The sequence below is a fragment of the Aphanothece hegewaldii CCALA 016 genome (genome assembly GCF_003007785.1).
Lineage (GTDB): Bacteria > Cyanobacteriota > Cyanobacteriia > Cyanobacteriales > Microcystaceae > Chroococcus > Chroococcus hegewaldii.
Map to the genome: position 1 here is coordinate 24,323 of NZ_PXOH01000042.1, position 10,584 is coordinate 34,906.

11 protein-coding genes and 2 pseudogenes are annotated in these 10,584 nt (G+C 36.8%); all 13 read left to right on the forward strand.

The window, feature by feature from the left end; genetic code table 11:
* Nucleotides 1-96 precede the first annotated feature (96 nt).
* The 13 genes and pseudogenes from C7H19_RS22410 to C7H19_RS22470 all read left to right on the forward strand — a co-directional run bounded on the left by C7H19_RS22410 (nucleotide 97) and on the right by C7H19_RS22470 (nucleotide 10,511).
* Complete coding sequence (locus C7H19_RS22410) at nucleotides 97-993, forward strand: coiled-coil domain-containing protein (RefSeq protein WP_106459143.1); 897 nt, start codon at nucleotides 97-99, stop codon at nucleotides 991-993.
* Between the two features lie 37 nt (nucleotides 994-1,030).
* A complete protein-coding gene (locus C7H19_RS22415; protein WP_106459144.1) occupies nucleotides 1,031-2,023 on the forward strand; it encodes a GumC domain-containing protein in 993 nt (330 codons plus the stop codon).
* A 27-nt stretch (nucleotides 2,024-2,050) separates the two neighbouring features.
* Nucleotides 2,051-2,983 carry a coiled-coil domain-containing protein gene (locus C7H19_RS22420; protein WP_106459145.1) on the forward strand — a complete coding sequence of 311 codons (933 nt, stop codon included), beginning with the start codon at nucleotides 2,051-2,053 and terminating at the stop codon, nucleotides 2,981-2,983.
* A 55-nt stretch (nucleotides 2,984-3,038) separates the two neighbouring features.
* Nucleotides 3,039-3,944: an apolipoprotein acyltransferase gene (locus tag C7H19_RS22425; RefSeq protein ID WP_106459146.1), complete on the forward strand. Its 906-nt coding sequence runs from the start codon at nucleotides 3,039-3,041 to the stop codon at nucleotides 3,942-3,944.
* A 62-nt stretch (nucleotides 3,945-4,006) separates the two neighbouring features.
* Nucleotides 4,007-4,906, forward strand: coding sequence for a coiled-coil domain-containing protein (locus C7H19_RS22430; RefSeq protein WP_106459147.1), 900 nt, complete (start codon nucleotides 4,007-4,009; stop codon nucleotides 4,904-4,906).
* A 6-nt stretch (nucleotides 4,907-4,912) separates the two neighbouring features.
* Complete coding sequence (locus tag C7H19_RS22435) at nucleotides 4,913-6,556, forward strand: hypothetical protein (RefSeq protein ID WP_106459148.1); 1,644 nt, start codon at nucleotides 4,913-4,915, stop codon at nucleotides 6,554-6,556.
* 19 nt (nucleotides 6,557-6,575) lie between these two features.
* Nucleotides 6,576-7,508, forward strand: a complete 933-nt coding sequence (locus C7H19_RS22440) for a coiled-coil domain-containing protein (protein WP_106459149.1) — start codon at nucleotides 6,576-6,578, stop codon at nucleotides 7,506-7,508.
* A gap of 12 nt (nucleotides 7,509-7,520) precedes the next feature.
* Nucleotides 7,521-8,405, forward strand: coding sequence for a hypothetical protein (locus tag C7H19_RS22445; RefSeq protein WP_106459150.1), 885 nt, complete (start codon nucleotides 7,521-7,523; stop codon nucleotides 8,403-8,405).
* Between the two features lie 63 nt (nucleotides 8,406-8,468).
* Nucleotides 8,469-8,759 carry a hypothetical protein gene (locus C7H19_RS27280; RefSeq protein WP_425428926.1) on the forward strand — a complete coding sequence of 97 codons (291 nt, stop codon included), beginning with the start codon at nucleotides 8,469-8,471 and terminating at the stop codon, nucleotides 8,757-8,759.
* 41 nt (nucleotides 8,760-8,800) lie between these two features.
* Nucleotides 8,801-9,578 (forward strand): annotated as a pseudogene (locus C7H19_RS22455) (IS982 family transposase); the annotation flags it as partial.
* A gap of 110 nt (nucleotides 9,579-9,688) precedes the next feature.
* A pseudogene (locus tag C7H19_RS27285) lies at nucleotides 9,689-9,790 on the forward strand (IS982 family transposase); the annotation flags it as partial.
* Between the two features lie 12 nt (nucleotides 9,791-9,802).
* Nucleotides 9,803-10,117 carry a hypothetical protein gene (locus C7H19_RS22465; protein ID WP_219907720.1) on the forward strand — a complete coding sequence of 105 codons (315 nt, stop codon included), beginning with the start codon at nucleotides 9,803-9,805 and terminating at the stop codon, nucleotides 10,115-10,117.
* Nucleotides 10,118-10,208: 91 nt separating this feature from the next.
* Entirely contained in the window at nucleotides 10,209-10,511 is a 303-nt protein-coding gene (locus tag C7H19_RS22470) for a helix-turn-helix domain-containing protein (protein ID WP_181280710.1), read from the forward strand.
* The last annotated feature ends 73 nt before the right edge of the window (nucleotides 10,512-10,584 follow it).

The window sequence follows — 10,584 nt, forward strand, 5'->3', positions numbered from 1 at the left end:
AAAGTTTTGTAAATAATTTTGTAAATCAGCAAGGGAAAACCCGAAGTAATAAACAAGTAATTAGAACCGAAAACAAAAAAGAAGGATAAAATAACTATGGCAGCAACAGAGATCGGCACATTAATTGAACAGTGCGATCAAAGAGCGCAAGTATTAATTACCGAAGCAGAAAAAGCTTTTGAAGAAGTTGATCTAATTTTAGAGTCTGCTAATAATATCGCCGACAATCTCGCCCAAGAAGGAGAAGAAGCGCGAGCTAGTTGGGAAGCCATTATCGCCGAGCTAGAAGAAGCAGAACAAGAATTAGAAGGTGAATTAGAAAACGCTAAGGGTTCTTTCGATGAATTTCAGGCAAAAATCAGCGAAATTGAGGGAAGCGTTACTCAAGCTATGACAGAGTTTCAGGAACGATTAGAAGAACTCAACAGTCACAAAGAAGAAATATTAAGCCAAATAAACGAGCAGTCTGATAATACTAAATCGGGATTTGAACAATATACTCAAAATATTCAGGCAACTGAAGAACAGATGAACAACCATCAAGAAAACATGAACAACCAGATCACCTCTTTTGAAGGCTCGGTTGATACGGCTTCAGCCAGTTTTCAAGAGAAAAAAGCCAGCTTATTAGAACAGTTTAATGCCTTAGAAGAAGAGTTAACCAACCAATTAGAAACTTTGAGTAGTGACTTTGAAACTGTCGGACAAGAAAGTCAAAATCAAGCACAGACTATACAAGACAACTTTGAATCTTTAACCAGTAACGTTCTTTCTAGCATTACTTCTAAATTTACTGAAGAGATCATGAATGAATTTACGGGAGGAGCCGAAGGATTAACAGAAGCGTTGTCAATGTTAGATGCAGCAGGAGGCGAAGCAGGAGATCTCCTTGATAGTACCCTTGGCGAAGTGACGGATCAAGTGTCATCGGTAACAGATCTAATAGAAGAGATTAAGCCTGTACTTGAACTCGCAAAATCAATTTTAGGCTAAACCCAACTTAATCATCTTATCAAAAGGAGTTACACTCGTGGCTGAAACAGCAGTAATGGGTCAAGATATCGAAGAGTCTACCGAGAAGCTACAAGAAATTTTAGATGCGATCGAATTAGCAACTGAGCAGATGGGCGATTTATTTGAACAACTCGAATCAACAAAAAATAGTTTAGAAGATTGTCGAGAACAAGTCGTTAATAGCTTAGACAGTGCAACCCAGGAATTTGAAACATCAAAAACCGAATTTAGCACCACTCAAGAAACAATGATAGCGGGATTGACGGCTCTACAAGATAGCTTACAACAGCTACAAGAGCGATTAGACCAAGGGGGACAAACAGTCGAAGAAAGTAAAACAGATGCTGAAGCAGAAGTCGATCAACAACAAACCGAATTAGACGACAGTTTAACCGAATTAACCGATACTTTCAGCCAACTTGGAGAAAGTATTGCAGCCATCGAAGATAGTTTAGCTCAAGCTAACTCCGAGACAGACGAGTTATTCAATACCTTTGCTGACGATACCTCTAGTCTACAAGAACAGATCGAAAGCAGTCAAAGCCAAGCCGATCAAGACTTTGATGACATGGCGACTGAAATAGGGGAAACCCAGAAAACCGAAATGGAAACGCTTTTGGGGTCTTATAGCAGCGAACTAACCGATAAACAACTGTCAGACATGACCTCTCATTTAGAAGAACTTTCGGGTAATTTCGAGGGTTTTCTCAACTCATTTAATGACGAAACCCTAGATTTAGGCGATCAATTCAAAGATAGACTCGATGAAATCTTGACAAATTCTCAAGAGTATATGGGAGAAAACCTCAAAGATAAAGTTTCAGAAACCTTTGAAGATGCGATCGAGAATGCCGTGAAAAACCTCATCTCTGAAGTGGGAGAAAACGTCGCCATGATGACAATGGGAACCAGTATTACAGGGGCGATGAGTCCGATGCTGCCTCAATTAGCGGCGGCAAAAGTGGCTATTACTGCTATCAATGAGATTTTAAGTACTTTTGGTCTATAAAATAAACGTCAATAGGAGAAATGTCAGATGAGCGAACTAGGAGATAATTTAACGCTATTATCGCAATTAGTCGTTGAATTTCCAGATCGATTAAGCAATTTAATTAGCTTGGCACAAGAAGTCGAAGCCGAAGCCAATCAACTTGTAGAAAACGTTAACGCCAAACAAGAGCAAGTTAGTCAAATTTTTGAAGAAGTTCAAGCCGCACTTAATGAAATGCAGCAAGAAGTTACAACCCATCAATCTGAAACCGATGCAGAAGTCGGCAACTTTGAAGCAAGCGTTCAAGAATTGACTCAATTTCTCACCGACGCTAAAGAACAAATCATTCAGGAAGTGTCGGGAACAACGCAAAAGATGGAACAATTCAAATCTCAATTAGAAGCAGGGCAGCAAGAAACCGAAGAAGCAGAATCTCAAACCCAAGAAACCCTTGTTCAATCTCAAGAAGCTTTGAAAGCTAGTCATGAACAACTCACCAATGCGGTTCAAGCAACCGTAGAAAAAATCGATAATCTGCGTCAGAAGCTTGAAGACTCCAAAACCACGATGAGCGATGAAATGAAAACTTTCAGCGATAAAGTGGGGGAAGATCAGACGCAAATGACTAGCCAAATTGAAGCAATGGCTAATGAATTCGCCTCCATTGGTGAAACCTTTAATAGCGCGCTTTCTAGCACATCTGAAGCTCTTTCGGGTGGGGTAACAGGATTGATGGATACCGCCCAACAAGAGATCGAAGAACAGTTGAAAGAAATGATGGATTCAGCCGTAGAAAAAGTCACTGAATCAATTAATGGAATGGTTGAAAAAGTTACAGGATCTCAAGAAGAAGCCTCCGCCTCCCGCGAAGCCCTAGAACCTTTGTTCGATCAGTTAGAAAGTTTCCTCGATCCCCTACTCGATGGCATTGGTGGAGTCAAGAATGCGGCTGACGCAGTGGGTATCGGTTTCGGTTAAGTTTTATCCTCATTGGGTATCAGCATAAAAACAATTAAAGGAGATTAGATTAATCATGGCAGTTGATTTAGAAGGCAGTGTTGCCCAAACCGTTATAAAATTACAAGAATTAATGGAACAAGCCGATCTAGCAGAAGAAAACCTCAATCAAGCGCGAGAAAAACTGGCTGCAGTCGGGCAAGAATTCGATGATAACTGGGCGCAACTCGAAGCCAGAGCGCAAGGATTATTAGAACGCATTAGTACGGCTAGAAGCGAATTGAGTGATGCTACAGACGGAGTGAGTCAATCTCTCGGCGGTTTGCAAGGAAATATGCAATCATTGCAAGAGCAGACTCAACAATCCCTCGAAACCACTAAATCAGAAATCAATGCTTTAGGCAGCGAGTCAGAAAGCAGAGAAAGCGAATTAGTAGACGTGTTTGAATCGGTTAAAACCACCTTGGAAACCCTAAAAACTAAATTTGAAGAGGTACAAAGCGATCTCGAACAAACTTTAGCAGATTCGCAAACTCGCTTAGAAAATGATATCGCTTCTGAGTTAGACGCTCACGAACAAGAAATCGAAGAAAAAACAACGCAATCTCAAAGTGCGATCGCTGAAGAAGCAACCTCTCAGTTAACCGAACTTCTAGCCACCTTAGAAAGTCAGTTAACCGAAATGACTGAGACGATCAAAGCACAAGCGGAGGAAAAAGCCACAACTACCCAAGAGTCTACAAATCAAGTCCTCGAAGACTTTACCAATGGTCAAACTCAAAAAATTGAAGAGTTGATGAGCAAAGCTCAACAATTAGAAGAGTCTTTATCCTCTTTAAGTGAATTAGTAGATCAAGGGGGTGATACCATTGATACGACAAAAGATGCCTTAATGACTGGTGTACAAACTACCAATGCAGGAGTAGAAGTAGTCTTAGGTATTTTTGATGAGGTGAAAGAATTATTAGATAAGTTTACCTAAAAGTATTAAGTTGCTTGAAGGAAGTTTTTTGAAGCTGCTCATTGTTCTAACTATTTACCACCATGATCAATATCAATGCTCTAATTAAAGATAATGAAGAAAAAGTTCAGTTACTTTCTGCCGATGCTGAGAGTAGCCTAGAAGAGATTAAAAACATGAGAGAATCTGTATCTGGGTTTAAGTCTCGCTTGATGGCTGTAGTTGAAGAAACTCAAGAAACGGGAGCCTATTTACAACAGCAAATCAGTGAAGCGCAAAACGTTTTAGAGAACTATTCTCAAGTGGCTTTAGACAATTTTCTTCATTTTCAAGAACAGTTAGCTCAAGTTGAGCAGCAAGCAGAAACAGTGACAGATCATTGGGAAAATCAACTGGTAACTATAGAAGAAGCCCAAATTACCTTAGAATCTTCCTTCAAGCAACAAATCATTCTATTGAGCGAGCAATTTATCCAATTAACTCAAAAAAGCCAATTTCTACAGGATAAAGTGCAAGAACATCATACAACTTCCTTGGCTCTAATTGAAGAGTTCTATCAAGTTGGTCAGATGACTCAAAACAGTTTGAATGAGAAACAAGAAAACCAAGTGAATTGTTGTCAGCAGTTTATGCAAAATCTCAGAATCGATCTCCAGAATCCATTAGAAGATTTTCAACTTTTAATAGATGAAAGTGAAAGGGAAATCGAGGATTTAGAAAATGATCTTAATGACATTAATGAAAAATTAGAAGAGCTAATTCTAACAAAGGCTAATGATGAAATGTCTCAAGAACTTAAAAAAGCGATCGCAATCCTCGAACAAAGTATTATCAATGTTCAAGAGAGACTTGATGATGGATTTGCCAATCTTGAACACTCCATGTTACAAGGAGAAGAACAAGCAGAAGTACTTTATCTATCCCTCAAGCAGATCAGCCAAACTTTGGCAAACTGTAGAGATGATCTTAGTCCCATTCTTTAATAAACTATGCAGATTTTAAGTAGAACTCAAAAAATTCTTCTTGGCTCTGGTTCTGGGTTAGTTTTATTACTTGGATTTTTAGCCCTCAAAGCAAAAGCGGGAAACCCACCCACAGCCGCAGAGCAAGAAGAACTACTCACCATTAGCGATACACTCAAAGCCAATAGTGCTGATCTCGGACAGTTAGCAGGGGAATTAGGAGGCACTCAAGGCGGACAGGTTGACGCAATTAGACAATATATCGATGGTATAAGTCAACAATTAGATGCGGGACAATTGCCTGAGCAAGCAGATGTTCAACAGGTTAGCGAAAGTCTGGGGAGTTTAGGCAAGCAACTAGACGCAGGTACGGTTTCAGATTCGTCCGATGCGACTAATTCTACTCCAGCAGAAAGTGATAAAACCTCAAAAAGTCTAGAAAACGAGAGGGAAGAATCATCAAGTCGAGAAGTTAGTAACTCTCAGTCCGAAAAATCTGAACCGACTTCAGCAAAAGACACTCAATCTAGTACTAATCGTCCTTCTACCGCTTCCTCTTCAAACCGCAAGCCCCCCGAATTCCAGGCTAAAAGTTCCTCTGCTAAAGATGCTACTGCCCGTCAAACGAATAAAACACCCGAAGCAGCTACGGCCACTGCTGCAGGTGTTGCAACAGGATCTAGTGGCGATGGGCTCAATCAAATGAAATCTGATGTTGATGAGACAGAAACTTCATTAGAGCAATTACCCGTTGTTCTAGATGAAATTATGAGTAGTCTTGTGCAATTTCAGAGCGATTTAAAAGCTCAAGAAGAGGATTTTCAAAATAACGAAATAGAATTAGTCAACTCATTAGAAAATTTTCAAGATATTTATCAGACTCATCAGACACAAATTACGGAACAACAAAATACACTCGTCAATCAATTTCAGACTTTTTTACAAGAGATTGAGCATTCAGTGACTCAAATTGAACAATCTTTTCAATCAGCTACCGATACAGGACAAGCTTTAGGTGAGCAGATGCAGAGTGAGCATCAAATTAGTTATCAAAGCATGGAAGATTATAACTTTTATACTAATAGTTTAATCGAGGAGATTAGTCAGGAAGAAAACTCATTATTTGAAGTAGAGGAAGAGCTAGATCAACGGTTAGGTGATCTCAATGAAGTTGTTAACAACCTTCAAGAAGAGTTAGAAGAACAAATTCAAACTACTGAAACAGAATGGCTGAGTTTTACAGAAGGTATTGAAAATTATCAAATTGATATTTCTAATTATTTATCATCTTTTAGCAAGAATTTAACTCATGAACAACTAACAATAATTAAGACAATATTTAGTGAGATGAGGGAGCAAATTAGAGAAGATACCGAAGAATTAGAAGAAGAAATTGAGCAGATAATTGATGGAACTAAAGAAAAAATATTTTCTTTTGTTAATGAATCTAATGATCATTTTAATGAAAATATTAAGGATAACTTTTTTTCAAAAAATGAATTGGCTCATGACAGGTGTCGCTTTTTATTAGAACAATTAGTAACTAATCATGAAAAGACCAAAAATCAGGAGGGTAACTGTATAGAAGTCATCAGTTTAACAGATGAAATAAAACTTAGTGCAGCAATTATGAGTGAAATAAAAATAGAATTAGATAGTTATTCATTTTAGATTATTAAGATAAAAAAACATGAATATTGAATTATCAGATGCTCTCAAATTAATGGCACAAATGAAAGATATTATTCCACCTAAAATGGAAAGATTATCGAAAAGATTTAGCGAAATACAAAAAGCTTCGACAGAAGTGATTGAGAGAACAAAAATCAATAAAGATGAACTTGTACAAACTTTAGAAAAAGCGCAAATCATTTTTGATGAATTACCTCAAATTTTGCTCTCGTCTCAGTCTCAACTAGAAAACCATCTTAGCACTTTGTCAAATGAAATTAAAGTCTGGGAACAGTTTTTTGTTAGCAATCAAGAAGAATTAAATCATGAAATACAGCAAATACATCATCATTTACAAGATTTAAAAAATCAGATTGTTACTCAAGAAAGTCAACACTTAGCAATGCGAGAAGCCTTCCAAAAAGCCTTAAAACAACTTTGGCAAACCGTTTATCAAAAGCAGGAATTATTAACAGTTGCAGGGGAAACAACTCAACAAGAAATTTATAACTTTCAACAAAAAATTCAAGCTAATCATCATTTATTGAGTGAGCAAATTAATTTTCTAGAAAGAGAAATTGAGCAAAATCAGGAAGAAATTAGTTTAACTATTGAAGATGAGCTTAGTTCTAAATTAAGTAAATTAAGACAAAAACTAAAAAAAGATCTAGATAAAATTCATGATAATTTTGACCATAAATCCTCTGTATTATTTAATGATTTAGAACTTAATATAGAAGAAAACTTGACTCATACAGTTGAAAAAGAATTAGATAAATATCTAGAACAAATTGAATCCTTAGAAGAATCTCAGCAAAAAGCTTTAGAAATTGATCTTGCTCAAGATGAAATAGAAAATCAATTTAATTTAATTAATGGTTTAACTCCTGACATGATTCAATTAATTGAACATATTAATAAAGCCAAGGATTCTTTGGGAATAAATTTTTAAAAAAGGTGCTATATGACTAACTTCTCCGACACAGTAATTTATACATTAGGTCAGTTACTAAATATTGTTGATGAAGCTGATAAGGCACAAGATGAGCTAGATGAATTAGAAGAATATTTAATTGAAGTTGTCGAAAAAATTGAGAGCGAAACCTTGATTTTAAAACAACAAGCAGAAGCTTTAGCCACTCAAGCTCAAACAATAATAATTAATGTTCAAGAACAAACTCAAATTACAGAAAACAATATTAATAATACTCAATTAAAATTAAACAATCTACAACAGCAATACCAAGAAAATCAAGAAAATACTAAAAATGCTTTAGTTTTATTTAGTGAAAATATAGAAATATCTCAAGCTGAGTTATTGGAAGTTTTGTCAAGCTCTAACTATTCTTTTGAAGAACTTCTTGACAAAACTCAAATTGCAGAAGTAGAACTTGAATCAGCTTTAATCAAATCAGATGATTTTTTAACAAATGTTATAGTTAATATGCTCAAAAATTCTTTACAAGAAGCTGAACACCAAGGGACGGATCTAGAAGAACTAATTCAGCAAGAAAGCATTGATTCAATTCAGCAAAAAACTAATAATTTAAAACTTTTTTTAGAAGAAGTAGGAGAAAAAATTAAAGAAAAGACTACTCTTTTTGAATTTTTAAAAAACACATCAGAAAATGATTTATTTAATTTATTGAATGAGTATGACCATGACTTTAAAAAGCTTGTTAATCAATTAATTGCAAATAGCAAGGATAAACAAATACAAATAGAAGAAAGAAATAATATTCTTTTATCTATATTCAAAAATTTAAATGAAACATATGCCGATACAAAAGAACAAACAGCAAAATTCATGGCTTTATTACAAAAATTGGAAAAAAGGATGATGTCTTAACTCTCTTTCATCACTCTGGGAAAGATAAAATGAAGAAAAGAGATGGAAACCTAGATAGAGACTATGATTAAGCCTAGACCTCCTGCCCCAACCGTTAAATTTATTGATACATACTGCAAATTGTACCAAGACTTATTTGTAGAAGTCAGAGCTTATGAGTGCTTTAAATATCTTCATGCAGGGCGAGTTCTGACTTTCACAAAAAGCCAAGCCTTACGCAGAGCGCATTTTCAGAGATTAGTTCATAAGCCCAAAAATCTTTATAATGCGCTCTGCGACCCAATATTAGTGGCTCAAACCTATATAACCTCAGTTTTGGATAAGGAGAGCAACCAAGGAAAAGGTGGAAGCTAGTAAGCTGAAGAGTATCCAACAAATCAGCAGCCCCACCTATTATGTTTAGTTTAGAAGCACTTTTTTGCCATGTCGATGATTTTTGCCAAGTATTTGAAGCCAAATGGCTGGAAAAACTCTTGTCCAGCTCGTCCAAATGGCGTAAACGAGCTAAAAGCTTGAGTTTAAGTGAAATTATGACCATTCTCATCTCTTTTCACCAAAATCATTATCGAGATTTTCAACATTACTATCTCAATCACGTTTGTGCGCACTGGCGAAAAGCCTTCCCGCAACTGCCTAGCTATCAGCGATTCATTCAATGGATACCCTCTACCTTAATACCTTTGTGTGTTTATTTAAAGCACTGTTTCGGTCAATGTACTGGTATTAGCTTTGTCGATGCCACTAAAGTTCAGGTTTGCCATAATCGCCGCATTGGGAGTCATCGCGTTTTTCAAAACCTCGCGGCTCGTGGGAAAACTTCTGTGGATTGGTTTTTTGGCTTCAAACTGCATTTAATCGTCAATGAGCGCGGAGAATTACTCAATGTTCATATTACTCCTGGGAATGTAGATGACCGTAAACCCGTGTCAAAACTGCTGCAATCCTTATTTGGTAAAGTTTTTGCTGACCGAGGTTATGTCTCGCAAGCGATCGCCGAGACATTGCTCAACGATTTTGGTATTGAGTTTTTTGTCAAACCTAAAAGAAACATGAAAAATCGCCTGATGCGTCTGCATGATAAGCTTTTATCCCGTAAACGCTCAATTGTTGAGACGATTACCCTTCCAACTTAAAAATATCTCTCAAATTGAGCATTCTCGTCACCGTAGTCCTAAATGAAAAATAGACAAATATGGACAGCCTTATTTTTAGATCTTGGTTCGGAGCAAAAGTCTTTAGCTTTAGAAGGCTGTCCATATTTGTCAAGACTTTTTGTATCTCCTGTTAATTTCTGCGTTAATCTTCTCTGTGGTCTAATTGCTTATTGCCACCAGCCTAAAAAACCTTCTCTTCGGATGGAGTGGGCTTTACCTCAATCTGCTTAACCCAAACTGAGGTTGGGTTACATTTATGATTATGTCGGAAACCGTCTCACTAAAACCGAATCGGTTGAAGGAGTGACGACTTATATTTATGATAACAACGATCGGCTGTTAACTGAAACGACCAATGGAGTGGTTACGGTTTATGAATACGATGATAATGGCAATACTTTATCTCGTCAGCAAGGAAGTGAAGAGACGGTTTATGAGTGGAATGATGAAAATCTGTTGGTGAAGGTGATCCCCGCAGATGGTCAGGAAGTTAGCTATGTTTATGATGCAGATGGGATTCGAGTAGCTTCTACTGTTGATGGTGTCGGCACTGAGTAGACCTCTTGCGTAAAACCTAAAAATGAGTTAAATAAAAAGAGAATAATTAAACCATATTAGGTATATAATGCGCTATAGACAAGCCTTAAAAATGTCAACTTCTGACTTTAAACGCACTTATGGTGTCAGTCAAGAGACGTTTCAAAAAATGATAGAAGTAGTGCTAAAAGCTAAAATAGGTAAGCGAGGCTGTCATTCTAAATTATCAATTCCTGACCAAATCTTACTAACTTTACAATATTTGCGAGAGTATCGAACATTTTTTCATATTGCTCAAGACTGGGGAGTTCATGAATCAACGGCTTATCGAATTGTCAGAAGAATTGAAGATGTTTTAATTAAATCTGAAGAATTCCGACTCCCAAGTCAACGCCAACTGCAAAAAAGCGGGTAGTCCCTACAAACGAGTGGAGGTCGGGAAGTCATAGGCTTTTTCAGGTATGGGGGCAACGAGTAGCTCCCGCCAA

What these genes read in the sequence shown, in the direction of transcription:
- C7H19_RS22410 (WP_106459143.1), top strand. Translation starts at nt 97, where the DNA reads ATGGCAGCAACAGAGATCGGCACATTAATTGAACAGTGCGATCAAAGA.
- C7H19_RS22420 (WP_106459145.1), top strand. Translation starts at nt 2,051, where the DNA reads ATGAGCGAACTAGGAGATAATTTAACGCTATTATCGCAATTAGTCGTT.
- C7H19_RS22425 (WP_106459146.1), top strand. Translation starts at nt 3,039, where the DNA reads ATGGCAGTTGATTTAGAAGGCAGTGTTGCCCAAACCGTTATAAAATTA.
- C7H19_RS22430 (WP_106459147.1), top strand. Translation starts at nt 4,007, where the DNA reads ATGATCAATATCAATGCTCTAATTAAAGATAATGAAGAAAAAGTTCAG.
- C7H19_RS22435 (WP_106459148.1), top strand. Translation starts at nt 4,913, where the DNA reads ATGCAGATTTTAAGTAGAACTCAAAAAATTCTTCTTGGCTCTGGTTCT.
- C7H19_RS22440 (WP_106459149.1), top strand. Translation starts at nt 6,576, where the DNA reads ATGAATATTGAATTATCAGATGCTCTCAAATTAATGGCACAAATGAAA.
- C7H19_RS22445 (WP_106459150.1), top strand. Translation starts at nt 7,521, where the DNA reads ATGACTAACTTCTCCGACACAGTAATTTATACATTAGGTCAGTTACTA.
- C7H19_RS27280 (WP_425428926.1), top strand. Translation starts at nt 8,469, where the DNA reads ATGATTAAGCCTAGACCTCCTGCCCCAACCGTTAAATTTATTGATACA.
- C7H19_RS22470 (WP_181280710.1), top strand. Translation starts at nt 10,209, where the DNA reads ATGTCAACTTCTGACTTTAAACGCACTTATGGTGTCAGTCAAGAGACG.